This is a genomic window from Wohlfahrtiimonas chitiniclastica DSM 18708 (assembly GCF_000375345.1).
GTDB classification, from domain to species: domain Bacteria; phylum Pseudomonadota; class Gammaproteobacteria; order Cardiobacteriales; family Wohlfahrtiimonadaceae; genus Wohlfahrtiimonas; species Wohlfahrtiimonas chitiniclastica.
The window spans coordinates 1-26,015 of sequence record NZ_AQXD01000005.1 but is presented as its reverse complement, the minus strand read 5'-3'; the positions used below and the strand labels follow the sequence as shown (position 1 = coordinate 26,015).

General features: G+C 43.8%; 23 protein-coding genes and 1 rRNA gene. 6 read left to right on the top strand and 18 right to left on the bottom strand.

Annotation, left to right across the window (positions count from 1 at the left end; genetic code table 11):
* The first annotated feature begins 15 nt into the window (after positions 1-15).
* Positions 16-609 (top strand): bifunctional phosphoribosyl-AMP cyclohydrolase/phosphoribosyl-ATP diphosphatase HisIE, encoded by a 594-nt coding sequence (gene hisIE, locus B143_RS10120; RefSeq protein ID WP_345938822.1) that lies wholly within the window; start codon positions 16-18, stop codon positions 607-609.
* Positions 610-648: 39 nt separating this feature from the next.
* On the opposite strand, the gene B143_RS0108935 is transcribed toward hisIE, so the two are convergent.
* On the bottom strand, positions 649-1,191 hold the full coding sequence (locus tag B143_RS0108935) for a protoglobin domain-containing protein (RefSeq protein WP_018123003.1): 543 nt from the start codon (positions 1,189-1,191) through the stop codon (positions 649-651).
* Positions 1,192-1,478: 287 nt separating this feature from the next.
* Positions 1,479-2,030: a protoglobin domain-containing protein gene (locus B143_RS0108930; RefSeq protein ID WP_246781954.1), complete on the bottom strand. Its 552-nt coding sequence runs from the start codon at positions 2,028-2,030 to the stop codon at positions 1,479-1,481.
* Between the two features lie 411 nt (positions 2,031-2,441).
* Between B143_RS0108930 and B143_RS0108925 the strand changes: the two genes are divergently transcribed.
* Both B143_RS0108925 and B143_RS0108920 read left to right on the top strand, forming a co-directional pair.
* Entirely contained in the window at positions 2,442-3,998 is a 1,557-nt protein-coding gene (locus B143_RS0108925) for a DEAD/DEAH box helicase (protein WP_018123002.1), read from the top strand.
* Positions 3,999-4,068: 70 nt separating this feature from the next.
* On the top strand, positions 4,069-4,416 hold the full coding sequence (locus tag B143_RS0108920) for an MliC family protein (protein ID WP_018123001.1): 348 nt from the start codon (positions 4,069-4,071) through the stop codon (positions 4,414-4,416).
* 67 nt (positions 4,417-4,483) lie between these two features.
* Here the strand turns inward: B143_RS0108920 and proP are convergent, their stop codons facing one another.
* Both proP and mutM read right to left on the bottom strand, forming a co-directional pair.
* Positions 4,484-5,980 carry a glycine betaine/L-proline transporter ProP gene (gene proP / locus B143_RS0108915; protein ID WP_018123000.1) on the bottom strand — a complete coding sequence of 499 codons (1,497 nt, stop codon included), beginning with the start codon at positions 5,978-5,980 and terminating at the stop codon, positions 4,484-4,486.
* A 260-nt stretch (positions 5,981-6,240) separates the two neighbouring features.
* Positions 6,241-7,059 (bottom strand): bifunctional DNA-formamidopyrimidine glycosylase/DNA-(apurinic or apyrimidinic site) lyase, encoded by an 819-nt coding sequence (gene mutM / locus B143_RS0108910; RefSeq protein WP_026165785.1) that lies wholly within the window; start codon positions 7,057-7,059, stop codon positions 6,241-6,243.
* Between the two features lie 62 nt (positions 7,060-7,121).
* Between mutM and B143_RS0108905 the strand changes: the two genes are divergently transcribed.
* Positions 7,122-7,496, top strand: a complete 375-nt coding sequence (locus B143_RS0108905) for a DUF2069 domain-containing protein (RefSeq protein ID WP_018122998.1) — start codon at positions 7,122-7,124, stop codon at positions 7,494-7,496.
* A 75-nt stretch (positions 7,497-7,571) separates the two neighbouring features.
* Here the strand turns inward: B143_RS0108905 and B143_RS0108900 are convergent, their stop codons facing one another.
* The 11 genes from B143_RS0108900 to pssA all read right to left on the bottom strand — a co-directional run bounded on the left by B143_RS0108900 (position 7,572) and on the right by pssA (position 19,162).
* The gene (locus tag B143_RS0108900) at positions 7,572-8,648 is read right to left on the bottom strand and encodes a type I restriction endonuclease (RefSeq protein WP_018122997.1); all 1,077 of its coding nucleotides are present in this window, start codon (positions 8,646-8,648) and stop codon (positions 7,572-7,574) included.
* 60 nt (positions 8,649-8,708) lie between these two features.
* Entirely contained in the window at positions 8,709-10,118 is a 1,410-nt protein-coding gene (locus tag B143_RS0108895; protein ID WP_018122996.1) for a glycoside hydrolase family 32 protein, read from the bottom strand.
* A 111-nt stretch (positions 10,119-10,229) separates the two neighbouring features.
* Complete coding sequence (locus tag B143_RS0108890) at positions 10,230-10,919, bottom strand: 5'-methylthioadenosine/adenosylhomocysteine nucleosidase (protein WP_018122995.1); 690 nt, start codon at positions 10,917-10,919, stop codon at positions 10,230-10,232.
* 64 nt (positions 10,920-10,983) lie between these two features.
* Positions 10,984-12,495, bottom strand: a complete 1,512-nt coding sequence (gene lysS / locus B143_RS0108885; protein WP_018122994.1) for a lysine--tRNA ligase — start codon at positions 12,493-12,495, stop codon at positions 10,984-10,986.
* Positions 12,496-12,531: 36 nt separating this feature from the next.
* Positions 12,532-13,989 carry an IMP dehydrogenase gene (gene guaB, locus B143_RS0108880; protein WP_018122993.1) on the bottom strand — a complete coding sequence of 486 codons (1,458 nt, stop codon included), beginning with the start codon at positions 13,987-13,989 and terminating at the stop codon, positions 12,532-12,534.
* Positions 13,990-14,067: 78 nt separating this feature from the next.
* Positions 14,068-15,774, bottom strand: a complete 1,707-nt coding sequence (gene recJ / locus B143_RS0108875) for a single-stranded-DNA-specific exonuclease RecJ (RefSeq protein ID WP_018122992.1) — start codon at positions 15,772-15,774, stop codon at positions 14,068-14,070.
* Positions 15,771-16,769: a hypothetical protein gene (locus B143_RS0108870; protein WP_018122991.1), complete on the bottom strand. Its 999-nt coding sequence runs from the start codon at positions 16,767-16,769 to the stop codon at positions 15,771-15,773. The genes recJ and B143_RS0108870 overlap by 4 nt, the downstream gene beginning before the upstream one ends.
* 48 nt (positions 16,770-16,817) lie before the next feature.
* Complete coding sequence (locus B143_RS0108865) at positions 16,818-17,042, bottom strand: sulfurtransferase TusA family protein (protein ID WP_018122990.1); 225 nt, start codon at positions 17,040-17,042, stop codon at positions 16,818-16,820.
* 13 nt (positions 17,043-17,055) lie between these two features.
* Complete coding sequence (gene rimI, locus B143_RS0108860) at positions 17,056-17,502, bottom strand: ribosomal protein S18-alanine N-acetyltransferase (RefSeq protein WP_018122989.1); 447 nt, start codon at positions 17,500-17,502, stop codon at positions 17,056-17,058.
* Positions 17,503-17,505: 3 nt separating this feature from the next.
* The gene (locus B143_RS0108855; RefSeq protein WP_018122988.1) at positions 17,506-18,333 is read right to left on the bottom strand and encodes a uracil-DNA glycosylase; all 828 of its coding nucleotides are present in this window, start codon (positions 18,331-18,333) and stop codon (positions 17,506-17,508) included.
* Positions 18,326-19,162 (bottom strand): CDP-diacylglycerol--serine O-phosphatidyltransferase, encoded by an 837-nt coding sequence (gene pssA, locus B143_RS0108850; protein WP_008314037.1) that lies wholly within the window; start codon positions 19,160-19,162, stop codon positions 18,326-18,328. Before pssA ends, B143_RS0108855 begins: the two co-directional genes overlap by 8 nt.
* 390 nt (positions 19,163-19,552) lie before the next feature.
* On the opposite strand from pssA, the gene B143_RS0108845 reads away from it, so the two are divergent.
* Positions 19,553-21,052, top strand: a complete 1,500-nt coding sequence (locus B143_RS0108845; protein WP_018122987.1) for an anthranilate synthase component 1 — start codon at positions 19,553-19,555, stop codon at positions 21,050-21,052.
* Between the two features lie 109 nt (positions 21,053-21,161).
* Here B143_RS0108845 and recC read toward each other — a convergent pair whose 3' ends face one another.
* Entirely contained in the window at positions 21,162-24,560 is a 3,399-nt protein-coding gene (gene recC, locus B143_RS0108840) for an exodeoxyribonuclease V subunit gamma (RefSeq protein WP_018122986.1), read from the bottom strand.
* Positions 24,561-24,644: 84 nt separating this feature from the next.
* Here recC and B143_RS0108835 point away from each other — a divergent pair, with 84 nt between their 5' ends.
* Positions 24,645-25,124 carry a low molecular weight protein-tyrosine-phosphatase gene (locus tag B143_RS0108835; protein ID WP_018122985.1) on the top strand — a complete coding sequence of 160 codons (480 nt, stop codon included), beginning with the start codon at positions 24,645-24,647 and terminating at the stop codon, positions 25,122-25,124.
* Between the two features lie 47 nt (positions 25,125-25,171).
* Here the strand turns inward: B143_RS0108835 and B143_RS0108830 are convergent, their stop codons facing one another.
* Together B143_RS0108830 and rrf are read right to left on the bottom strand one after the other, a co-directional pair.
* Positions 25,172-25,711 carry a hypothetical protein gene (locus B143_RS0108830; RefSeq protein WP_246534939.1) on the bottom strand — a complete coding sequence of 180 codons (540 nt, stop codon included), beginning with the start codon at positions 25,709-25,711 and terminating at the stop codon, positions 25,172-25,174.
* A gap of 174 nt (positions 25,712-25,885) precedes the next feature.
* Positions 25,886-26,001, bottom strand: a 5S ribosomal RNA gene (gene rrf / locus B143_RS0108825).
* Between the last annotated feature and the right edge of the window lie 14 nt (positions 26,002-26,015).

Sequence of the window (26,015 nt, the reverse complement as noted above, 5' to 3'; positions counted from 1 at the left end):
ACAGCCCACGGAAAAATCAATTGGGAGAAAGTGGGCGGCTTATTGCCCGTGATTGTACAGGATCATCAAACGGCAGAAGTGTTGATGTTTGGCGTGATGACGCCAGAAGCCTTGAAAAAAACATTGACTGAACAGGTGGTGACGTTTTTCTCCCGCACAAAAAACCGCTTATGGACGAAGGGCGAAACCTCCGGCAATTTCTTAAATGTGGTCAATTACACGTTAGATTGTGATCAAGATACGCTCCTCATTACCGTTAATCCCATTGGCAACACTTGCCATTTAGGTAATGTCAGTTGCTTTGATGGCGTTTCAAACGAATTGCCGTGGGTCTTTTTCAGTCAATTGGAAAAATTATTGGAATCACGTAAAAATGGTGATCCTGAAAGCTCTTACACCGCAGCACTCTATGCCAAAGGCACCAAGCGCATTGCGCAAAAAGTGGGCGAAGAAGGTGTAGAAGTTGCACTTGCGGCAACGGTGCAGGATAAAGAGGAACTCGTCAATGAAGCGGCGGATCTCTTATATCACGCAACGGTATTGCTCCATGATCAGGATTTATCATGGCAAGATGTGATTGCGGTCTTAAAGCGCCGCCATGGCCAATGATTGATCCAAATCGATCCCACTCTGATGAGTGGGATTTTTTTAACCCATTAATCTTTGCAATAGCTTTTTTGAAATGCCTGTCACTTCTAATAAGCGATCACTGTAGCTGCTGTCGATCACAAATTGATTGATGTCGAGCATTTTTAACACAGGTGAAATCAACTCTGATTGTAAATGCCCTAGTGCATCAGCATCTTCACGGGTGATGAGTTTTGGAAATTCCGCACGCAAATAACTCATGCTTGCCGCCACAAACAAAGGTGCAATGTGCAGTTTTGCATGCACGCGGCCAATGTTCCATAAAAAATCCACATACGTTTGATCAAAATTTTCCGTAAACAGACCTTGCAGCCATGCCAAATGTGTGGCTTTTAAAGCATCAATGCGACCTTCTAAATAATGTGCTGTTGTCTCATTGCCCTGCAATTGCGCATAAAACTGCTCCGTCAGCTGCCCAAGCTTTGGCAAAACAAGCGGCTGCAATGTGCGCAAAATCTCCACATCTGCTTGTGTAAAATGGTTAATGTCCAGCAATACATCTAAATCTTCATTCGTAATGCCGAATGTATTTTTTATGCTCATCCTTACTCCTTCATTTTGTATTTATATTGGTCAGTTCAACTGACTTTTTTGAGAGTAGCAATGAAATTTTCTAAATTCAAGATTCTTATCATCAGAGAATTTTCTCACACCCTGTTTATTGATTAATATCAACAATATTGATCTCATCTACCCTTAAAAATATTTATAAATCATTATCTTAATTCACAAAATGGCAAGTATATAGGATCAATATGACAAGCACATGACAGACATGAAATAAAAAAAAGACCAGCGATGCTGGTCATTCAATCACCATTAAATAGGCATCAGCTCATTAAACGCTGTAACAATTTTTTCGAGATGCCCGTCACTTCTAATAGGCGCTCGTTGTAACTGTTGTCGATCACAAACTGATTGATGTCGAGCATTTTTAGAATCGGGGACACCAATTCAGATTGCGTGCATCCTAAAGTTTGCGCCGCTTCATAGCTGATTAATTTTGGAAACTCCGCACGCAAATAGCTCATGCTTGCCGCTACAAACAATGGTGCAATGTGCAATTTTGCATGCACGCGACCAATGTTCCATAAAAAATCCACATACGCTTGATCAAAATTTTCCGTAAATAGACCTTGCAGCCATGCCAAATGCGTGGCTTTCAACGCTTCTAAACGTCCCTCTAAATAGTGAGCAGTGGTTGGGTTGCCTTGTAATTGAATATAAAATTTTTCTGTTAATTCTGGGAGTTTAGACTCAACAATCGGGCGCAAGCGGTGGAGTGTCGCCACATCCGATTCGGTAAAATTATTAATATCTAATAAAACATCTAACTCTTCATTTTTAATGCCAAATGTATTTTTTATGGTCACGAACTTCATTCCTTACAATTCACGATTTGCTTAACAAGTTTATAATAGTTCTTTAATGTATGAGATTCATTGATTTACATAAATACGCTTTTCTCATCATTAATTGAGGTGGTTAATCTTTTAATGCCATTTTATAGTAGCATAAATTTTTTTTATTGTGCCCACACCACTTACTTTTCATTACATTCAAGCTAAAACATCAAAGTTTGATTGTAAAATTTGGTCAATTTTAAACAGTGCTATCATTTTATAAAAAAGTCTGTATAATTCACAGGCTTCATTGAATTCTAGAGTCTACATGCATATTTCTATATTTGCCTCACCCTCGCGCGTCAAGCCGCCACGTAGTATTCCGTGAACACCCTCCCTTTTTAATCAAGTTAAGGTGCCTCAAATCACTTTGAGGTAGATATATTATTTATGCTTTTTTCAGACTTAGATCTACATCCTATTTTATTAAACGCGTTAAATGAAATGGGCTATCAATCCCCGACGCCTGTGCAATCTGAAGTATTACCGATTGCATTAACCGGTCAGGATTTAATGGTGAGCAGCCAAACAGGTAGCGGTAAAACTGCTGCATTCTTATTGCCTGTCTTAAATATTTTATTAGACTTACCCGCTGAAAAGCGCCCGTTCCGTCCTAAAGGCGAACGTGGTTTTGGTAAGATGAAAGAGAACATTAAACCTAAAGCATTGGTGCTTTGCCCAACGCGTGAATTGGCGCAACAAGTGGCAAAAGAAGCCATTCGCTTAAAAGGTATGGCCAAAGGCGTTCGCATCTCCACAGTTGTGGGCGGCATGCCTTATGGTCAACAAATCCGTGAATTAGAAAACGTGACCATTTTAGTGGCAACCCCTGGCCGTTTATTAGACTTATACAATCAAAAAGTCATCAACTTGTCAGAAGTTGAATTCTTTGTAGCCGATGAAGCGGATCGCATGTTAGATTTAGGCTTTGCAGAAGACTTAGAACTCATTCACAAAGCTTGTACAAACTGCGAACAAAACTTAATGTTCTCAGCCACATTCCCTAAAAACATCATGCGTTTAGCTGAAGAGATGATGACAGAACCTCATAAAATTGAGCTCTCTTCAAAAAGCATCTTAAATGAAAACATCACACAACAAATCAACTTTGCCGATGACAGATCTCACCAAAGAGAATTGTTAATGCATTGGTTGCGCTCTCCATCTTTAGATCAAGCGGTTGTGTTCACCCCAACGCAAATCGAAAGTGAAGAGATTGCTGAATTGTTAGAAGATGAAGGTTTTTCTGTCACATTCTTACACGGTGGCATTCCACAAAAAGTGCGTAACCGTCGTTTAGAAACATTGCGTAAAGGCCGCACTAAAATCTTAGTGGCGACAGACGTTGCTGCTCGTGGTATCGACATCGCAACGGTGACACACGTCATCAACATTGGTTTACCAATGAAAGCGGAAGATTACGTGCATCGTATTGGCCGTACAGGCCGTGCGGGTCGTAAAGGTGATGCCATCAGCTTAGTGAATGTCCGCGATCATAAACGTGTGCGTGACATCTCTGATTACACTTCTTTCAAAATCGATGTGTCGACTGTTGAAGGTTTAGAGCCAACCTTAGATCCTAATGATTTCAGAGAAAGCCGCAATAAAAAAGGTGGTCGTTCACGCCGTGGTAACGGTGGTGGCAATGGTCGTTACGGTAAATCATCTGGCGGCGCACGCCGTTCTGATCGCGGTGGTGATCGTGAACGCGCCCCACGTGCTGAACGTGAAAACCGTGAACCTCGTGGTGGTGAAGCACGTGCTGAAAAACCAAAAAGAGAACGTAAATCCTCTTCTGAGTTTTTTGATGCACCTAAAGGTGATCGCGATTCTCGTGGCGCTGAAAAGAAACGTTTTAAGTCTGAAAGATCAGACCGCCCTGCACGTCCTGCAGGCGACCGTCCTCGTGCCCCTAAAGCACATTCACGTCGCACGCGTTCTGAATAATTCTTAAGATGATCTAGCCATATTATAGGCTTTATGCCTATAATGGGCTTTTACCCATAGGAGACTTTTTATGAAAAAAGCGATCAAAATCATCACCCTTTGTGCTGCTGCATTGGCATTAGGTGCATGCGCAACCACAGAACCCTCTGCATTTAAAGGCTATGAAACAGCCACTGTAGAAAATTATGTATGCGGTGCGGATAAAGTGACAGCAACCTTCATGAACAATGATCAAAACAGCATTGCCCTAGTCTCTGTGAATGGTGAAGCACCAGTTTTATTGGCCAATGTCATCTCTGCAAGTGGCGCTAAATATGCCGGCGGCATTTACGAATTATGGACAAAAGGCAAAACGGCCACTTTCACCAATTTTATGGGTCAATCCAAAAATGGTGTGGCATGTAAATCTGCCTCTTAATATCAGCTGAATCATAAAAAAAGCATTGTGAAAACAATGCTTTTTTTGTTTCTGTTATTGAATACACTTATTCATCAATTTCAGGATGCTGTAAAATCAACTGTTCCCGACGTTTTTGTAAGCGGGCAATCTCTTCATCGATGCTTTCAATTTTGCCCTCAATGCGATCATAATGGGCTTGCAAAATTTCTTTCGCCTCACGTCGATTAGATGCCACAGGCGTTTCACCACTCAATGGGCGATTGGCTGTCTCTTTCATGTGATACACCGTGATAAAACCAACGCCAGCTATCACCATCAAATAATACGCGGGCATGTATAAATTGTGCGTCGTTTCCACAAGCCATGCTGCAACGGTTGGGGTAAAGCCTGCAATCAATACCGAGATATTAAAAGCAATTGCCATGGCACTGTAACGCACATGAGTTGGGAAAATCGCCGGTAAAATGGATGCCGTCACACCCGTAAAACAGCTCAATAAAGTTGCTAAAACCATCAAACCCAAAAAGATGAGCACAACATTACCCGTATTGATGAGGTAAAAAGCCGGAATGGCGCACACAAACAGACCAATGCTGCCCATCTGCACAAAAATACGGCGGCCAAAACGGTCACTCAACAAACCAATCACTGGCTGAATCACCAAAATACCAAGCATAATGGCAATGATGATCAACACGCCATGATCCACGCTGTACTCAAGATTGTGAGACAGATAACTTGGCATGTACGTCAATAACATATAGTAAGTGACATTTGTTGCCATCACTAAACCGATGCACACCAAAATGCTTTTAAAATTATTACGGATGATCTGTAGCAACGACTCTTTTTCTTCGCCTTCACCCTTTTCTAAACTTTCGGTATGCTTTTGGAAAGTGGGGGTTTCATCTAGGGCACTGCGTAAATACATGCCAATGATGCCAAGGGGACCTGCAATGAAAAATGGAATTCTCCAGCCCCACTCCTCAAAGCGCTCTTGCCCAAGCAACATTGTGATGACAACCACAACGCCTGCACCCAATACAAAGCCTGCAATCGAGCCAAAATCCAACCAACTGCCTAAAAATCCGCGTTTACGATCAGGCGCATATTCTGCCACAAAAATCGCCGCGCCTGTGTATTCACCGCCCACAGAAAAGCCTTGTGCCAATTTGGCAAGTAAGAGCAAAACAGGTGCCCAAATGCCGATGGTTGCATACGATGGAATGAGCCCGATGGAAAACGTACTCACGGACATAATGATGATGGTGATGGCTAGAATTTTCTGGCGGCCAAATTTGTCCCCAAGCACACCAAAAAAGATGCCGCCGAGCGGACGTACTAAAAATGGGACGGAAAATGTGGCCAAAGATGCCACCAATTGCACACTTGGCGATGCTTCCGGAAAGAAGACTTTACCCAACACATAGGCTAAGAAGCCATACACACCAAAGTCAAACCACTCAATGGCGTTGCCAAGCGCGGCGGCTGTGATTGCCTTTTTAAATTGATCATCCTTGATGATGGTGATGTCTTCTAGCTCAAGGGGTTGAAGATTCTCTGTTTGTGTCGCCTCTGACATTGGTTCTCCTTTCTCATAGATCGGGTCGCCAATCGAAATGCCTTACATACATAATAACTAAAATTTATTATTACCTACATATACAGTGAACGTATCGTGCCATATAATCGGTTTTTATTCTCTGATAATACAACTCAATACTTAATTTTAATCAAAACTACCGATGGATCGTTAATTTTAGGTTACATTAAGATTGACAAACATAAATAATCGTCCATTAGGATAACAAATTTTAGCCCATTTATCATTTAAAATATCAATTAATCCTGTTTTGGCTGACAATTTGGGCACCAAAATGTCGAGCGCTGCGCCACCACACATTTTTCAATCAATGTGCCACAGGTTAAACAGGGTTCTCCTTCGCGCCCGTAAACAGAGAGCATTTGCGCAAAATAGCCATGCGTGCCATCGGGCTGAATAAAATCACGCAACGTGGTGCCGCCATCTTGAATCGAGCGCGCCAATACTGCGCGAATATTTTCCACCAAGGTTGTACATTGCGCTTGTGTTAAATCTTGCGTGCGGGTCAAAGGATGAATGCCGCTCATGAATAATGACTCATTGGCATAAATATTCCCAACGCCCACCACAAAGCGCTGATCCATCAAAAATGCCTTAATCGGCTGCTTTTTGCGGACAATGATGGACTGAAAATAATCCACATTAAACTCATCACTCAAAGGCTCGGGGGCCAATTTTGTGAGATAATCTGGCGTCACATCGCCTTGAAAGAGCTGCACAAAACCAAAACGGCGTGGATCATGATAACGCAGCTCCCTTCCATTTGAGAGATGGAACACCAAGTGATCATGCTTTTTTAATGGTTCATCAGGCAAGCTCACTCGTAAGCTGCCGGACATGCCCAAATGCACAATCAAATAAAAACCTGCCGTATGGATCATCAAATATTTGGCACGGCGCGTGACATCCGTAATGGTTTGATTTTCCATTAATAAAATGGCATCTTCCACAGGATAACGCAATGATCGATGATGAATGTCAATTTTCATGATCGACTCATTGAGCAAATATGGCGCAACGCCGCGTTTGGTGGTTTCGACTTCTGGTAATTCTGGCATGATGATCCCGCTCACTTGAAAACATGGTAAAATCGCTTCATTGTACTCATAATGGATCTGTTATGCACCACCCTATTCTTCCTTTATCGCGCATATTGACGCTCGCAGGCTATGCCATTTTATTCATCACACTGTTGCTTGGCATCGTGCTGAAAAAAATTCATTCAGAATTGCCGGAGGGCTTTTTAATCATCATTTGGATTGTGCCGCTCCTCTTTCCTTTACGTGGTTTACTGCAGGCAAAACGTTATACCCACGCTTGGGGCAGCTTTTTGGCGTGTTGGTATTTAGTGGTGGGCGTGGATTTATGGCAAGCGAATCCTGCGATCTCCGCAACAGTTTTAATGAGCACCACCATTTGGTTCACGGGCATGGTGCTCTTTGCACGCTTTTCACCCTTTGATTGGAAAGTGATTCCGCGCCCACGTGGCAAGTGATGATATCCAGCACTTCACATTAAAAAAGGTTGGCATTGCCAACCTTTTTACTTTCACTGTGTGAACATTAATGCATTATTCATACGATAAAGCCACAGCCACCAATTGATCCTCAAAATCAAAAATTTCATCCACAGAAGTGATTGGATGGCGCACACTCTCTTTATTTTCATCAAATGTTTCAATATATTTTTGAGCGCGATTAAAATGCAAACGACAAATGGGCTTACGATTATTGTCATCATACAAAATGCCAAAGTAGCTTTTGGTATCGCGCGCCACAATTTTATTCGGGTCAATGTGTTTACGCACAATTGCCTTCACAATGTTAAAGCCCTCAATCTCCTCTAACGTGGTGACGATGCCATCATCTTTATCCTGATCATCTGCTTGTGTCTCTGTGGCATCCGATGACAAAATCGGCTTCACCTCAACATCGCCCGCCATTGCTGATTTTAATCTTGCATTGATGCGATCATTGATAAATTGTGAAAAAGCTTTAATAATTAAAGGAGAAAACTGCTCACGCACTTTTTGAGTGATTTGCCCATCATACACACGCGAAATGAAGACACGCATAAAATCATCTTCAGGTTCTTTTAACTGAGCACCTAAAATCTTTTTTATGGCATTGAGGTATTTCAACTCACCGGCTGAATTTAACACAGACTCCACATCAAAATTATTTTTAGCCAATTTACGCAATTCAGAAATGGCTAAATCATCTAATTCTAATAAATCAATTTCCAAAAATGGCTTCTCATCCATCTTATTTGGACTGTCTAGATCCGTATAAAACTTATAGATTTGACCATTGGTTAAAATGGCAAGTTTTGCAGTGGTTGTGGTGAAATATCTGAACAATTGGGCAGAATGATGCACACTTAAATCTTCATTGATCTTTTTCGCTTCAATCAAAATTTGTAATTCACCATTATGCATGATGGCATAATCGACTTTTTCACCTTTTTTAATGCCCACATCTGCTGTATATTCAGGGATCACTTCACTTGGATCAAAAATATCATACCCCAACACTTGCCCGATAAAAGGTAATAAAAATGCCGTTTTCGTGGCTTCTTCTGTTTGAATTGAATCTTTTTGTTGTCTGATCTTGCCTGACAATGCGGTGAGTTTTTCTGTAAATTCCATATTTATACCTTTATCATTATTTATCATCTTTTTTATGCTGCTTCTAGTGATCATATGAGGTTATCGCATCGATTTCAAGACCGAATGCTCAAGCTTTGTGATCTTCAAAGTGCCGGTGTTTGCAAAGGCAGCCATCGCCCGTGTTGAGTTATTAGGATAAATCCGACTCGACAATGCCGCAATGCCATCATTGACAAACACCTCAATGGAGGATGCATCCATCAATATCCTCAATGTCAGCGCATCTCCCATGGGCAAAGGAATGGAGCGTTCATCATCGCTGCCCGATGCCATACGACTTAAATCCAAAAACAAACGCCCACAAGATTGATCAATATAGAGTGCTGCATATTCAGAAAAATCACCGGAGGCTGCCAAATACAGCCCTGCCTTGTCTGCAGTTGTTTGCGTCAAATCAATTTGGCAAATGATCTCTGCACTTTTGGTGGATAGATAGAGATTTTCCATGCCATCCGTTAGATTAATGTGGGTTCGCGTTGTGGGCTCGCTTCGTAGCATAGACAATTCCCGCACAGGATTTTGTGTGAGCAAACCTGCATCATTAATGGCAATTTCCCGCGGCACCGTCATCGCACCTGCAAAACCATCCGCCGCGCTTGGCATATTCGCCTCCCACATGTCCATCCATCCGATCACAACGCGCCGACCATCCGCCGCCACAAAACTTTGAGGTGCATAATAATCATGTCCGTGATCGAGTTCCTGAAAATCAGCGGTCGCTGTAAATACCCCTGCTGTATATTTGCCAAGCCAATAACCTGCTTGAAAAAGATTGCGATAATCATAACCTTTTGCTTGCATGCCTTGAGGCGAACACATCAATACCGCATGATCATCCACAAACATTAAATCCGGGCATTCAAACATATAAACATCCGTACGATCCGTTTGCCAAAAAATGCGCTCAAAGTGCCAAACATGAAGATCATCCGAGCGATAGAGCAACAGCTCTGCCCCGCGGGATTCGTGCGCTGCCCCTAAAATCATTTTATAATCGTGATCATCTTGCCACACTTTTGGATCACGAAAATGCATGTAGCCTTCAGGGGGTTCAATGATGATGCCTTGTTTATGAAATTTTATACCATCTTCACTGATGGCCAAGCACTGCACTTGGCGAATGATGGGCGGCTCCACCGCATCATCAACAATCACATGACCTGTGTAAAATAGATAAAGCACATCATCTTTCACCAACGCCGAACCTGAAAAACAGCCATCTTGATCATAAGGCTCTGAAGGCGTCAAAGCAATCGGCTGAGGCTGCCAATGCACCATGTCATCGCTCACCACGTGCCCCCAATGCATTAAACCCCACTTTGGCGCATCCGGATGATGCTGAAAAAAGACATGATATTGCCCGTTAAAATACACCAAACCATTGGGGTCATTGAGCCAACCGCGCTCTGGGGCAATGTGATAATGAGGATACCAACGTTCGATGTTCATGCGTTCTCCGACAAATGATGGATCATACCTTTCATCTTAACAAGGATTCTCACAAACGTCAGGCAATAAAAAAGACCGAAAAACGGTCTTTTTACATTCAGATCCTGTCATTTAGATCAATTTTACATACTCTTGCGCAATCAATGCTGAGTTGGCACTTGCTTTGGCTAAATAGGTTTCAAAGTCCATATCGTTGCCTTCATTGTGCGTCACATCACTCAATGAGCGAAGCACAATCCATGGCGTGCCCAATTTTTCACACACACAGGCAATCGCTGCCGCTTCCATATCCACGGCAACCGCTTGGTCAAATTTGGCCTGAATGCGTTTAAATGCCTCTGAATCTTTGGTCACAAATTGATCACCGGACACAATCAACCCAATGTGATGCGGCACATTCAACTCATTGAGCACAGTTTCAATGCCCGTTAAATCAGCATGACCTTGCTCAAAAATAAAACGCGGATCAGTGGGCGTATTTGGCCCAATGTCAAAGTCATGATATTGCAAGCGATTGGCAATCACTACATCGCCCACAGATTGACCCAATTTTGTGCCACCCGCGCTGCCAATATTGATCACTTGCTTAGGTGCAAAGGCTTTGATTAAAGTTGTGGCCGTATAAGCCGCATTGACTTTACCAATGCCAGATTTTGCCACCACAACTGCTTGACCACCGAGTAAACCTTCATGAATCTCAATGCCATCAATCGTTGATGCCACAACATTTTCCATGCGCGCCACTAAAGCACCCACTTCTTCATCCATTGCACCAATGATTACGTGTTTATCATTTGCCATGTTTTTGTCCTTTCTATAAAAAAAGCTTTAGTGAAGACTAAAGCTTTTGTTGAATCTTTAAATCTTATTCCGCGCGATTACGCATGTGTGGGAATAATAACACATCACGAATGGAGGCAACATCCGCAAAGATCATGACCAAGCGGTCAATCCCGATGCCTTCGCCCGCTGTTGGTGGTAAGCCATATTCCAATGCTGTGATGAAGTCTTTGTCTAAATGCATCGCTTCATCATCACCTGAATCTTTCTCAGCCACTTGCGCCATAAAGCGTTGGTATTGATCTTCTGCGTCATTTAACTCAGAGTAACCATTGCCCACTTCGCGGCCGCCAATGAAGTATTCAAAACGGTCAGTGATGAGTGGATTGGCATCATTTTTACGCGCCAATGGTGACACTTCTGATGGATAAGCGGTGATGAATGTTGGCTGCATCAAATTCTCTTCAACTTTTTCATCGAAGATTTCCATCAAGATTTTACCCCAACCATCTGAATCTTTGAATTTAATGCCGATGGATGTCGCCAATTGTGCAACACCTTCACGGGTATCTAAATCAAAGGCTTTTGCTTCAGGATAATAATGGATGATGGATTCTTGCACCGTCATGCGCGTGGCAGGTTTGCTGAAATCTAATGTCAAACCTTGATAAGGCACTTCGGTTGAACCTGTCACTTCCATGGCCAATGTGGTCATCAACTCATCAGTGAAATTCATCATGTCTTGGTAATCTGCATAAGCCCAATACCATTCCACCATGGTGAACTCAGGATTGTGACGCGTAGACACGCCTTCATTTCTGAAGTTACGGTTCACTTCGTACACTTTTTCCATGCCGCCCACAACCAAACGTTTGAGATACAACTCAGGCGCGATGCGAAGATAAAATTCCATATCTAACGCGTTGTGATGCGTGATGAAAGGTTTAGCATTCGCCCCACCCGGAATCGGATGCATCATTGGCGTTTCTACTTCTTCAAAACCTTTGCTGTCAAAGAAGTTACGAATCGTGCGCATGATTTGCGTGCGTTTACGAAACACTTCACGAGCTTCCATATTCACAATCAAATCCACATAACGCTGACGATAACGCGCTTCAATGTCCGTTAAGCCATGGAATTTATCTGGCAATGGACGAAGAGATTTCGTCAATAAGTCAATCTCTGATACACGAACCGTCAATTCACCTTTATCAGAGCGCGACACCACACCTGACACACCGATGATGTCACCAATGTCCCAATGCGTGAACTCTTCAAACTTCTCTTGACCGATCAAACCTGTGTTTAAGAAAAGTTGAATGTCGCCCGTCTGATCACGAAGCACAACAAAGCCACCTTTGCCGAATAAACGCTTAGACATGATGCGCCCAGCCATTTTTACGTGAATCGCCGCTTCTGCCAACGCTTCCTTATCCATGTTTTCTGCACGCTTGTGTAAATCTTTCGCGTGCGTATCCTTACGGAAATGGTTTGGGAACGCAACAGGCTTTTCCTTTCGAATGGCAGCCAATTTTTCACGGCGTTCGGTAATCAAATGACTTTCGTTTACTTCTTCGGTTTTAATATCTTGACTCATAATTCTTTGACATAAAAGTTAATAAAAAGAGAGGAATCAGCTTGAGTAGTTCGGTGCTTCTTTTGTAATGGTTACATCATGCACGTGTGACTCACGCATCCCTGCGTTTGTAATTTGTACGAATTGTGGTTTCACATTCATTTCAGCAATTGTACCGCAACCCACATAGCCCATACCTGCGCGAATGCCGCCCATCAATTGATGCACGATGGGCACCAATGAGCCTTTATACGCCACACGGCCTTCAATGCCTTCAGGTACAAGCTTATCGGATGTGGTGCCTTCTTGGAAATAACGATCCGAAGAACCTGCACCCATTGCGCCTAATGAACCCATGCCGCGGTAAGATTTATATGCACGGCCTTGATAGAATTCAATGTCGCCAGGTGCTTCATCTGTACCGGCTAATAAACCGCCAACCATGATGCAAGATGCGCCTGCTGCCAATGCTTTAACCATATCACCTGAGTAACGCACGCCACCATCAGCGATCACAGGAATGTTGCGGCCTTTTAAAGCTTCTGCAACGTTGGCAATCGCACTGATTTGTGGCACACCGATACCGGCGATGATGCGCGTTGTACAGATTGAACCAGGACCAATGCCCACTTTAACGGCGTCTGCGCCAGCTTCTGCCAAGGCAATCGCAGCATCAGCGGTTGCAATGTTACCTGCAACGATTTGAATGTGAGGATATTTTTCTTTTGTCCAACGCACGCGATCAATCACGCCTTTAGAGTGACCATGCGCCGTATCGATGATGATCACATCAACGCCAGCGGCTGCGAGTGCTTCGATGCGCTCTTCTGTCCCAGCGCCAGCGCCCACAGCAGCACCAACGCGCAATTGTTCATTGGCATCAACACATGCATTTGGGAAAGATTGAGAGCGAGAGATGTCTTTCACCGTCACTAAACCACGGAGTTCATTGTTGTCATTGACAATCACTAAACGCTCAACGCGGTGTTGTTGTAATAAATCTACGATCTCTTCGCGGCTTGTGTGTTCTTTCACTGTGATTAAACGATCACGTGGTGTCATCACATCTTTCACGCGAATGGCTAAGTTATCATGGAAGCGAACATCACGGTTGGTCACAATGCCCATCACTTTGCCCGCATCGATCACCGGTGCGCTTGAGATTTCAAACGTGGTGAACATGTGGCGAAGTTCGGCCAATGTCATATCTGGTGTCACAGTCACGGGATCTGAAATGATGCCGTTTTCGAATTTCTTCACTTTGCGCACTTCGGCGGCTTGTTCTTCAATGGTTAAGTTCTTATGAACAATACCGATACCACCTTGTTGTGCCATCGCAATAGCTAAACGGCTTTCGGTCACTGTGTCCATCGCAGCCGATAGCAGTGGAATGTTTAAACTGATGGATTTGGTCAGCTGAGTCTTTAAAGATACATCTTTAGGAAGGACTTCTGAGTACCCTGGAACGAGTAAAACATCATCGAAAGTTAGCGCTTGCTCAATAATTCGCAACATATATTAGATCCCCTGAAAGGTTGGTTTGCCAAAAAAGATTGGCTCGGGATTCTAACACAGATTGCCGCGGATTGGCTATTAGCTTTCCATCTCAATGTGGTCAATGAGCAATTGTAAAGATCGTCGTCCGCGCCATTCATTGACATCGAGTTTATATAAACATCGTACTTTTTGCGTCTTTTCCTGCCAATCTGGGGCCTTAAAGAAGGCAATCCCATCAAAATAGAGATTGGCCTCAAGATGCTTTAGGGTCAATTTAAGGTGCAGATTTTTTAAAATCTTAACATCCACCACTTCAAAAGTATTGTCAAAAAGCGGCTCAGGAAACATTTGTCCCCAAGGCATCGCCGTTTTTAGGATGCCTGCATGTTCAATGGTCAGATCACTTGGGGATAAAGGACCATCGGTATACATCACTTTTTGATCTAAACCGCCCCATAATTTCTCAACTTTTTGATTCAACGCCGCACGAAAATCCTCTAAACGAGATTCATACAGCGTTAAACCTGCCGCCATCGCATGGCCGCCAAATTGTTTAATAATCCCTGGATTTTCTGTGGCAATCTCATCGATCACATCGCGTAAATGAATCCCCGCAATCGAACGCCCCGAACCTTTTAACAATTCATCACTCTCTTCTGCAAAAATGAACGTAGGACGATCAAAACGCTCTTTGACGCGGGATGCCACAATGCCAATCACGCCTTGATGCCATGAGGGATCATACAGCGCCAATGCACTTGGCAATGCATCCGAATTTAAAGTGATGGCATCTAAAATGTGTTGGGTTTCTACCGTCATTGAGCGCTCAATCTCTTTACGCTCTTGGTTAAACTCAAACAATCGTTCGGCATAATATGCCGCTTGCTGCCTTGAATCTGTCAATAAACATTCAATGCCGATGCGCATGTCATCTAAACGACCCGCCGCATTGAGTAATGGTGACACGCCAAAAGCAATGTCTGTGGTGGACAATTCCTCTTGATTTTTACCCGACACCGCCAATAATGCCTCAATCCCAACACACGTGCGTCCACGGCGAATGCGCTCAATGCCTTGCTGCACAAGACAACGATTGTTGCGATCAAGGGGCACTAAGTCTGAAATTGTGCCCAGCGCCACCAAATCAAGATAATCACCGAGATTTGGCGCAGTCTCTTTTGATAAATGTCCATGGGTTAAAAGCGCACGGCGCGTTGCAGTGAGCACATAAAATGCAACGCCAACGCCACACAAAGCACGACTCTCAAATGTGCTGCCCACTAAATTAGGATTGACGATCACTGCGGCATTTGGCAACACATCGCCCGGCAAATGATGATCTGTGACAATCACCTCAATGCCATATTGATTCGCGCGCTCAATGGCTTCAATGCTTGAAATGCCATTATCCACCGTAATGATGAGCTCTGGCTGATCTTTTGCCACGATCTCTTCAAGTAAAGGCGTTGTTAATCCATAACCATCTAACATACGATTAGGAATGCGATAACGCACCGACTCAGCGCCAAAGGCACGCAGTAAACGCATCATTAAAGCAGTGGAGGTTGCGCCATCGACATCATAATCGCCCACAATCAGAATGCTTTGCTGATTCATCACAGCTTGAGCAATGCGCTCCCCAGCTGCTTCACAGCCTTCTAAAGTAGAAGGCGGGCACATATCCTTAAGACTAAAAGTCAAATCTTCGATGGATTGAAAATTGCGGCGCTGCAAGACGCGATTTAATAACGGCACAGTGCTTAAAGTCGCGGCTGTGCTCACAGTGCGTTCAGTAATGATCATTCGGCTAAATATCGATAAGTAAATTTCGGGCGGATCAAGACAAATTTAAATTTCTTGTTATAAATAAAACATTCACCATCCACGGTATCGATGATGACATTTTGAATCAAGCCTTGATCAACCGCCGCAAGTGTTGGCGCTAAGAGCATATTCGCAATCTGTGTGCGGGCATCTAGCCAGCCTAAAATATCATTGTCAGACACTTTGCTGACCAAGCGATCATCCACCACGCAGATGTTTGGATGATTATGCACCATTTGTGAAAAATCAGCCGTTGAATTGCGAAGCGGAAAATAGGATAAACCTGCGGCATTGCCAACACCACGAACAATGGCACTGTCTGAGAAAATGGCAGAATACTCAATCTCTTGGCGATTGAATGCATGCTCACCACCATTGCCCCATGGCCAAAAATCCACAATCGGATCATATTTTTGGCGCATGCGTAAACGATTATACGAGTAGGTTTTAAGCCACTGCTGCGCATTGATGAATTGCTCTTGCCAATAGGCGGCATCTTCCCCACTTAATCCATAACTGCCTGAATCGCGATCTTGCGGTGTGATTTTCCAAAGGGGCGTAGAGGTCACTTGATTGTGCTGCTTTAACGAGATGAACCAGTCGCCGCCGGTGGTGACGATGGAATCTTCAGCAAAGGAAAAATGATGGGCAAAATCCTCTGCCATCTTTTGTACCATGTGCCCACGCAGCGCTGTTGGCCCAACTTTTGTTAGCAATGTTAATTTGAACCAATTGTTTGAGCGCACACGAATGCCACTGGCATCTAAGCCGCAGCGCGCCCACGCCACATTGTCTGGCAAATGTAGATACGTATCTAACGCATCTTTAATCGTATGATGATGAGTTTTATGTGATGTGGATAAACGTAAAAATTTCTCGTACGCACCATCAAGTGCCACAGAGGCAATGTTACTGCTCCAGGCTTTTGGTAAACGATTTGTTAAACACGGTATGATGAATAAAACTGTACTCATTATTTAGCGACACCACATAAATTCACGAAAGATCATCTAAGTATATTTTTACCCATTAATCTTCTTAATGATAAAGAAATACTCACCATCTTTTACCCAAAATTTCATTAATTGATTAGAAGTTTTGCCTAAAAATGCCTTAAAGTCAATTTCCGAGTGCGGATCTGTGGTCACAACTGTGATTTCTTCGCCCTCTTTCATTTTTTGCAATGCCTGTTTTGTTTTCAAAATGGGCATCGGACAGTGTAAATTTTTTAAATCTAAAATTTCCATAATCCTTCAACTGTTATAACGAACACGCCATAATGATGGCATCTTCTCGCCCTTTGGCGGTGGGATAATAGTTTTTGCGCACATCAATCTCATGAAACCCTTCGCTTTCATATAAACGACAAGCCGGAGCATTGCTCATGCGCACCTCTAAAAATAGACTGTAAATACCTTTATCCTTGAGGATCGCTTTGAGGTATTGTAATAATTGTCGGCCATAACCGTGACCTTGCTCATCGGGATCGATGGTGATGTTCAATAAAGTGGCTTCATCTAACACCGTCATCACAAAAGCATAGCCTAAAATCTGTTGATTGCGCAAAATTTTAATTTTTTCATCATGCCCATCGACCATATTGCGCATCACTTTTTCTTGCCAAGGGATCGGATATGCCCTGCGTTCAATGGCATAAAGGGCGGCAAAATCTGCCGGTATAATGGGCTCAAAGTACAGTGTTTGCATGGATTATCCTATCAGCCTTTTCATGTCTTGCCAGGCGTTGCGTTTCTCTTCAGGGAATTTTAATAATTGGTAAGGATTATAACTGACTTGCACCGGTATCGCCCGTCCATTCACCTTCAGGTGAAATTGCCCAGTGCGCAGTTGTTCAAATGGCAATTGCACATTCAAGACCGCGCGCGCAGCATGACGGCCTAAAATCAAAATGCGCTCTGGCATCTGTGCAATCATCTCATTGAGTAAATGCCCCGAGCATTCTGCCTCTTCAGCGGCGCTGATCAAACTTTGCAAAGGGGCACATTTTACATAAGGCGTGATGAAAACATCATCGCGCGAATATTTAACTGCTTTGAGCATCTCATCAAAGAGCTGCCCAGCGCGCCCGGCTAAAGGCTGACCGGCAATGTCCTCTTGAAGCGTCGGCGCTTCTGTAATGACCATCAATCGCGCCTTGGCATGCCCCGTGCCTTTGACCACTCGCGTGCGTGCTTTCGACAATTGACAAGCGCTGCACATTGCCGCATCGATGTGTATCGCATGCGTACTGCGGCTGATGGCCTCAGCAATGTATGGTTCAGCGGCACTGATTATCGGCTGCGGTTTTGCCACTGGTACAATCGGCTGACTCTCTGGCATCTCCACAGGCTTAGGTGCGCGCATGACCTCAACAGGCGGTGCAACAGGTGCAACTTCAGGCAAGGGTGGCAATGAGATTCGCGCGCGCGCTTCAACCTCAGTGGTGATTTCAATCTCATAAGCAGGATCACCACCGGTGCGTGAATGCCACAGTGGGATCTTTAATAATCGAAGGTATTGAGCGTGTTGATCAGTCATTCTTTTTGTTACGCTCACCGCGCGCTTTGATCAATGCCAAAAAGCGTTTTTTGCGAATGTGACGACGATAGAACCAATAAATGGGTGATGAAATTCCGTATAAAAATGCCGTTAAGAAAAGCACAATCGAAGGTGATGCAATGAGCATGCCAGCATACAACACCACAATGATCAAGGTCGTAAAGCGCACACGTTTGATGGCAACCGTTTTAAAACTGTAGAACAAAAAGTTCGACACCATCATTAAACCGGCATACAACGTAATGATCACCATTAAGCCCGTCACATCATGACCGGTATAACTTAAATCTGTCCCAATGGCAGCGCCAAGCTTTTTCAGCCCAACTTCCCCTGCCCACACAGCACCTGCAACAATCGCCGCAGCTGTCGGACTTGGCAACCCCACAAAATAACGTTTATCCACAGAGCCAATTTGCACATTAAAACGCGCCAAACGAAGCGCCGCACAGGCTAAATACACAAATGAGGCAAACCAACCGATGCCAATGACTTTAGAGACTTCACCTAAACCTTGAAAGGACCACATATAAACCAAAATGGCAGGCGCAGCACCAAAGGCGATCACATCGGCTAAGGAGTCATATTGCTCACCAAAGCTGCTTTGTGTATTGGTCATGCGTGCAACGCGCCCATCCATACCATCTAACACCATGGATACAAAAATGAGCACAGCGGCTTGGGCAAATCGCCCTTCTAAAGCTAAGAGAATCGAGCTAAAACCCGTCATCAAAGATGCCGTTGTGAATAAATTCGGCAAAATATAGATGGCATTTTTTGAAAGATTGCCCGCAATCTTTTTATTATTCATTCAAATTGCCTCAAATGTGAAAAGAAGTATTATACATCCTAGCGTGTATGAATCTAGCGTAGATAACGTGCGACCATTATACCCATTTACCACGCATCTCACAGCATCTGTTTACGCCGCTTTGAAAAAATTTCACATTTTTGATTGACAAAAAAAACTTTTTGGCCGTAATATCTAAGCTCAATTTACGAATAAGGACGCAACATGACGCATTTGACGCAATATTTATGGTGGCACATCTCCTCCTCGCGGGAGATGGTGCTGTGCGTTCAATAAAGACGTCATCAGTCGATCAAGCCCGCGCAAGCGGGCTTTTTTTTGTGCATGCACGATGGTCCGCAAACGCACTTTTCAACAGACAATCATATTTCAAACATCAAAGGACCACGCATGACACATTCAGCATCTTACACAACCGCCGCTCTCTCTTTCCCACGTGATCTGCTCGGTTTATACCAAGCTTTAACGCAAAATCGCAATCATCACCTATTGTATGAATCGGCGGATGTGGATCATCAACATGCCCTCAAAAGCTTTTTATTGACCGATGCCGCCATTAAGATTGAAGGCTTTGGGCAAGATGTGATCCTAACAGCACTCACAGATAATGGCGCAGCCCTCCTTGAACTCATTAGCAACGCGCCCATTCACATCAACTTAACGGCAAAAACGGCCACACAACTCATTTTCGCTTTCCCAAAAGGTGGGCAATTTTCCCCAATGGATGTCCTTCGCACTGTGCAAAGCTTTGCCGATCGCACCCATGATAATGAATACACCTATTTCATGGCAGGTTTACTTGGCTATGATTTAGTGGGTTATTATTATGACATTCCGGTGCCTGAAACCAACCGCGGGCATGATCTTTTAGTCTATGTGGCAGAAACATTGATCATCATTGATCATGTGGCAAAAACTGCCGATGTGCAGCACAATCAATTTGGCCGTCATCAAAATACGCCGTTTGACATCGATGCAACCGCTCAGCAAATCAATCAACACGCCGAACAGGTTTTCACGCCAGAAACGTATGATGCCAATGTGAGCCCTGACATTGTGGAAGTGGATGATCCGAACGAGTTTTTAAACACCGTTGCCACTTTAATTGAGCGCGTAAAAGCCGGTGAATTTCAACAAATCGTACCTTCTCGCCGTTTCCAAGTGGCTTGTCCTTCTGCCATCAATGCGTATGCTGCCCTAAAAACTGCCCATCCTAGCCCTTATCTTTTCTATCTACAAGATGACGCATTCACCCTCTTTGGCGCATCCCCTGAGCGTGCATTGAAATTTGATCACACCTCGCGCATTGTTGAACTTTATCCCATTGCTGGCACACGCCCACGTGGACGAGTGAATGATGTCATTGATCCTGTACTCGATTTAGAACTGGAGCAAGATCTCCTCAATGATCCGAAAGAAGTCAATGAGCACATGATGCTTGTAGATCTTGCAGAACGTGATTTAACGCCGATTGCTAAACCCGGTTCTTTTCATGTCAAAGATTTAATGAAAGTGGATCGCTATGCGTATGTGATGCATTTGGTTTCAAACGTGCAAGCGCAATTGCAAGATCATCTCGATGCCTTTGATGCTTACATTCACACCATGAACATGGGCACATTGACCGGCGACCCGAAAATTGCCGCGATGACAGCCATTTATGAATATGAGTCTGTGGCGCGCGGCAGCTACGGCGGCGCCATTGGTTACCTCAATAGTTTTGGGGATTTAGACAGCTGCATCGTGATTCGCTCTGCCAATGTGCAAGATGGCATCGCCACCATTCAAGCCGGCGCAGGCATTGTGCATGACTCTGTGCCCGAACGTGAATTGGCAGAAACGCGCCACAAAGCCAACAGTGTCATTCATGCCATTTTAAACAGCCACTGATGGCCGCTATGGAGAAGTCCACATAACCTGTGGATAACACTGTGCGCAACTTGCATAAAACCCATTTAATCCATTGAAATTAAATATTTTATGTCAGTTGCGCATTTTTTTAGCTTTTTGCCTTTTTTCGCGGTTTTTCTGGCAAGAGGGATTGATAATGCGTCACAAAATAGAGATACCCCATCACTTCTTTTAAGGTGACCACCGGCACAAAGCGTGCCCGCATCGCATCATGCACTGACTCTAAACTTGCCCAATAACGCTGCACAATTTTTGTATTAAATTCATGATTGTCAGATTGTGATAAATATTCATGTGCTACCGTTTCATTGTAATGATGATACATTTGATCAATGAAATGTTGATGCGGCTTGATGATTTTTGCACCCGTTTTAAGATAATCCTTCGAAGAAATGAGTAAAAATGGCGTCTGTTGATTTAACGTATAACCTTCAAAGAAGGTTTCTAAATGTTGCCTTGCCATCTCGGGCGTGATGCCTGAAATCTCAAAATGCCCCACGCTCTCCTCTAAATAGAAAATGTGCGAATGAATCGGTTTGCCAAGCGCCATCACATTCAATAAATGGGTGATGAATGCTTCAAATTGACGATGCAGCGTCCATTTACCCACAAATACTGTGGTTTGCTGCACATCCTGCACGCCATCAATGGTGCCCTCAATCGTGCAGTTTTCCAATGCCACCTGCACTTGTTGCTGCGCGCCATATTGGCAACCTTGCGCCTTACCTGCAAGCACAAGTTGTACGATCGGTTCTGCAAAGTCTTGCCAATCAATCTCTGCAAAGGCAAATTTAGGCAATCGCCCTTCCGCTTTATAACGATGAAACAGCGTATGATGGGCATAATCCGATAAATCATCGGCGGGCAGATCATTGTAAAAAAGATCCTCGAGCAGCTGCACGCGTGCCGCATAAGCCTCTAATCCATTGTATTGAGCAAGGCTAAAGAGTTCATCATCGGGCAATTCATCCTCTTGATCATTTTGATAATGAATGCCAAAGTGCTTTAAACTATAAGCTTTGATGGGATTTTTAAAGGTATCTATCAGCTGCTTAGGTGTTAACGTGGTCACCTCAACAGGCGCCGGCACAAATGGCTCATCATTGATCACTGCGGATGTGGGCAACCAGGGCTTTTGAAAAGAACGAATCGGGCTGTCTGCCTTAAACAATGTCGGGCTAAAGGGTGACAAAGGATGACGATGCGTCAATGCTTCACTCACGGATGCCCCAGATGACATGACGGCCAGTTCATCTAAATAATATTGCAACTCATTGACAAACAATGAGGGAAACATCTCACTGTTGTTATGAATATTGCGCCCAATGTAACTGATGTACAGTTGCGTGCGCGCCGATAAAATGGCTTCTAAAAAGAGATAACGCTCATCATTCGTAACCGAACGATCCCCACGCGCAGGATGCGCTTGCATTAGATCATATTCAGGATATTGGCGACGATGCGGGAAACTGTCTTGATTCATGCCCAACATACAGACAATCTTAAAAGGGATCGAACGCATCGGAATGAATGTACAAAAGTTCACAGAACCGGTTAAAAATCGTGATTCTGGGCGGAAAGATGAGAGGTGCTCATTTAGATGACGATGCATCAAATGAATGGACACTTCATCATGAAAGCTTGTGTCTAATCCTTCATCAATGAAGGTATTCCAAATGGTTTGTAGATGCTGTAAACGCAGTTGCGTTGCCTGATTGTCCACATAAAAAGTGTTCCAAATCTCTGGCAATAATGTGCGCCACTCTATGAGTAAATAGGACTGAGAGAGCTTTTCTTTCAAAGCAATCAACGCATCAATGAAATCGGCTAAATGCCCGAGCACTTCAGCATCCCCACCTTGTACATAAGGCAGCGCTCGCACACCTTCTAACGAATAGTGGTCATTGACAGCATACCCTAACAACAGACGTTTTAAGCCCCACAACCAAGTATTGGTGAAATCATCACGGATGTGCATGTCATCTAAGTGTTGATCATCAATGGCAAAGCGAATGTTTGAGGCATCAATCCAACGTTTGATAAGGGCTCGATCCTCAATTTTGATGTGAAACTTCTCACCAATTTCAGGGATGTCCAACAGCGTTAAAATCTCTGAGACAGTAAACTGACTCTCAGACATCGACAGCAGCAGTAAAAATGCCTCTAAAATGGGCTCATGCTTCCCTAAAGTAAAATCCGAAATGGTGAATGGGATTTTCGCGCGCGGCTCAAAGGGTGAACCAAACACTGCTTCAATCATGGGGCGATAGCGGTCAATGTCTGAAACCATCACAATAATATCTTTAGGCGCTAACGTGCGATCCTCATTGAAGGCCTTTAAGAGCTGATCATACAGTCCTTCCACTTCTCTGCGCTCACTGTAATGGGCATGAAAAGCAATGGTGCCATCATCTTCAGCCACACAATATTTCGGGGCATCGGCCTGAATGGGGGCTAAATAATAAACCGCGCGCTGTACTTCACCTAATAAACCTGGCGTTGTGGGCTCGCTGAACGCTTCAATTTCATTTAAATCATCATATTGTGACAAAACATGTAAGAAATCACGCCCAATTTTACCAAAGTTTGCCAACAATGGATTGCCATGGAACTCAAGCCAATGTTCCTCTTGATCCGGCTGAACGGCCTGTGCATTCGGTGCTAAATAATCGGTGCGTGCATCTTCTGTTTTAAAATTGATGCGCGCGATGGTGCGCTGGCGATATTGCGTTAAATCCCCCCAATAAAATTGAGATGGATTCGTGAAAAACAGATGCACATCAATGTGTTCACTCAACACGTGCAACAATTCAATGAACAAAGGTGGCAACGTTGAAATCCCGATGATAAAAAGGCGTCGTGGAATTGTGGCAGCTTGATAGCGCTCGCTTGGCAAGGTTTTTAAATGCGATAAAATATTGGCTAAATAATATTTTTTAATCACTTGTGAACGTATGATTTGCCAGAGCTGCTGTTGCCATGATTCATACGGAGAGTCTGGAAAAATGCGTTGATGATTCTCCCACGCGGCAAACCAATCGGGACGATAGGCTAAATATTTATCGAACAATCCTGCAATCTCTTCAGCGAGCCCCATCATGCGCACATCATCGGATTGCGCCCCTTTATCATTCAAATAACTGGCAAGTTCTGGCAAATCAGATAAATCGAGTTGATTGAGGGCATCATACACTGCCCATGTCAACGTCAAGCGCGACATGCGAAGATTGGTTTGCGCGCGCTCTTCTGGGCTCAATAGATTTTCAATGATCGTGACAATCTGATTGATGGGGAATTCTAGGCGCGTATTGGCAAAAATATTGTGCTCTGTCGCCAGTGCACTTTTGAGCCAGTTGGTCATGCCTGCACTGTGGATGATGAAATATTCAGGTGCAAGCGGATCATCTAACGGATTATTTTTAATGATGTAACTTGCCATGAATTGCAAGTCATCTAAATGATTTGAATGATAAATTGTAAACGCCATAATTTGTTCTTTTAGTCATCATAATGGTTCTTAATGCGTCATTGTAAGCTACAATGAGCCATTTTAGAACCATAGGACATTTTGATGATTAAAGTTTTATTTGTCTGTCTTGGGAACATTTGTCGTTCCCCAATGGCTGAAGCACTCTTTCGCGCAAAAGTGATCGCACGCGGTTTAGATGATCGCATCGAAATTGCATCGGCGGCCACCGGTGACTGGAATGAAGGCAAGCCCCCTCATGCTGGCACACAAAAAATATTGGCAGATCATCACATTACCTGCGATGGCATGATTGCAACCCGCATCACGAGCGATGATTATGATCATTATGATTATATTTTAGCCATGGATCACAACAATGTGCGTGACCTTAAAACCCTACCGCCCACGGATCAATATGATGAAAAAATTCATCTCTTTTTAGCACCCCTTGAGCATCCTGAACATGATGAAGTGCCGGACCCTTATTACACAGGTAATTTTGAATTGACCTATGAATTGGTCAATCAAGGTTGTGATTATTGGCTCGATCATTTGGTTAATGTCCATCAACTCGCTGACTGATGCATTCACAAGATTATAAAAAGAGAACCTAAGGTTCTCTTTTTTATTCAGTGCAACTTCGCCAGGACCATGCCCCAGCCTTCTTGATCTGGCGCATCATATGCCCATAATGCTTCGGCTTGATCATCTAATACAGATAATTCTTCATGAAACTGATTGGATAATTCCATGCGCGTTTTATCAGAAATTGTGCTCAAGCGTTCATCGGCCACAGTAAAACGGGGATTGAGAAGAAAATTTAAATGATCGTGAAAATGGTCTGCCACATTGAGATCTGTTGGATCAAATGGAAACAGTGTGAGCAACTGCTCAAAATGATGAGCCATGTCCGTCAAACCCATTGCAGTTAATGCAGGCACGACATGAGGCAACAATTGATTGTGCTCTAACACCCCGCCCCAACCATCGCCTTTCCAAATGCCAATGACATTGGTGGCAATGAACAAATTAAAAGCATCCTGATCAAGCTTTTGTGCAATGGTGGCCAAATCCCCCATCGCCCAAACATCATCAGACAGGTTTACCAAGTCATCCTCATTCTTTGGTCGTCGATCTTTAATCAGATCTTGTAAAGTTATTTTAGTCATCACGCTCACACGAGAAAAGTTAAACGGCCATTTTAGCGCCTTTTTACTGAGATTAAATGGCATTTAGCATTTATTTCACTCTGTTTTGACCAACTTCAGTAAATGGTGAGATGCGCAATTTTTTCAGACAAATGAAAAAGCCCTCTTCGCTTGAAGAGGGCCATTCATGTTAGGCCCTGGAGATGACCTACTTTCACATGGGGAGGCCCCACACTATCATCGGCGCAGCTACGTTTCACTTCTGAGTTCGGAATGGGATCAGGTGGTTCCATAGCGCTATTGTCTCCAGGAAAACTGGTGGTTG

Coding starts and splice junctions, on each gene's coding strand:
- B143_RS0108935 (WP_018123003.1), bottom strand. CDS start 1,191: ATGAGCATAAAAAATACATTCGGCATTACGAATGAAGATTTAGATGTA.
- B143_RS0108930 (WP_246781954.1), bottom strand. CDS start 2,030: ATGAAGTTCGTGACCATAAAAAATACATTTGGCATTAAAAATGAAGAG.
- B143_RS0108925 (WP_018123002.1), top strand. CDS start 2,442: ATGCTTTTTTCAGACTTAGATCTACATCCTATTTTATTAAACGCGTTA.
- B143_RS0108920 (WP_018123001.1), top strand. CDS start 4,069: ATGAAAAAAGCGATCAAAATCATCACCCTTTGTGCTGCTGCATTGGCA.
- proP (WP_018123000.1), bottom strand. CDS start 5,980: ATGTCAGAGGCGACACAAACAGAGAATCTTCAACCCCTTGAGCTAGAA.
- mutM (WP_026165785.1), bottom strand. CDS start 7,059: ATGCCAGAATTACCAGAAGTCGAAACCACCAAACGCGGCGTTGCGCCA.
- B143_RS0108905 (WP_018122998.1), top strand. CDS start 7,122: ATGCACCACCCTATTCTTCCTTTATCGCGCATATTGACGCTCGCAGGC.
- B143_RS0108900 (WP_018122997.1), bottom strand. CDS start 8,648: ATGGAATTTACAGAAAAACTCACCGCATTGTCAGGCAAGATCAGACAA.
- B143_RS0108895 (WP_018122996.1), bottom strand. CDS start 10,118: ATGAACATCGAACGTTGGTATCCTCATTATCACATTGCCCCAGAGCGC.
- B143_RS0108890 (WP_018122995.1), bottom strand. CDS start 10,919: ATGGCAAATGATAAACACGTAATCATTGGTGCAATGGATGAAGAAGTG.
- lysS (WP_018122994.1), bottom strand. CDS start 12,495: ATGAGTCAAGATATTAAAACCGAAGAAGTAAACGAAAGTCATTTGATT.
- guaB (WP_018122993.1), bottom strand. CDS start 13,989: ATGTTGCGAATTATTGAGCAAGCGCTAACTTTCGATGATGTTTTACTC.
- recJ (WP_018122992.1), bottom strand. CDS start 15,774: ATGATCATTACTGAACGCACTGTGAGCACAGCCGCGACTTTAAGCACT.
- B143_RS0108870 (WP_018122991.1), bottom strand. CDS start 16,769: ATGAGTACAGTTTTATTCATCATACCGTGTTTAACAAATCGTTTACCA.
- B143_RS0108865 (WP_018122990.1), bottom strand. CDS start 17,042: ATGGAAATTTTAGATTTAAAAAATTTACACTGTCCGATGCCCATTTTG.
- rimI (WP_018122989.1), bottom strand. CDS start 17,502: ATGCAAACACTGTACTTTGAGCCCATTATACCGGCAGATTTTGCCGCC.
- B143_RS0108855 (WP_018122988.1), bottom strand. CDS start 18,333: ATGACTGATCAACACGCTCAATACCTTCGATTATTAAAGATCCCACTG.
- pssA (WP_008314037.1), bottom strand. CDS start 19,162: ATGAATAATAAAAAGATTGCGGGCAATCTTTCAAAAAATGCCATCTAT.
- B143_RS0108845 (WP_018122987.1), top strand. CDS start 19,553: ATGACACATTCAGCATCTTACACAACCGCCGCTCTCTCTTTCCCACGT.
- recC (WP_018122986.1), bottom strand. CDS start 24,560: ATGGCGTTTACAATTTATCATTCAAATCATTTAGATGACTTGCAATTC.
- B143_RS0108835 (WP_018122985.1), top strand. CDS start 24,645: ATGATTAAAGTTTTATTTGTCTGTCTTGGGAACATTTGTCGTTCCCCA.
- B143_RS0108830 (WP_246534939.1), bottom strand. CDS start 25,711: ATGACTAAAATAACTTTACAAGATCTGATTAAAGATCGACGACCAAAG.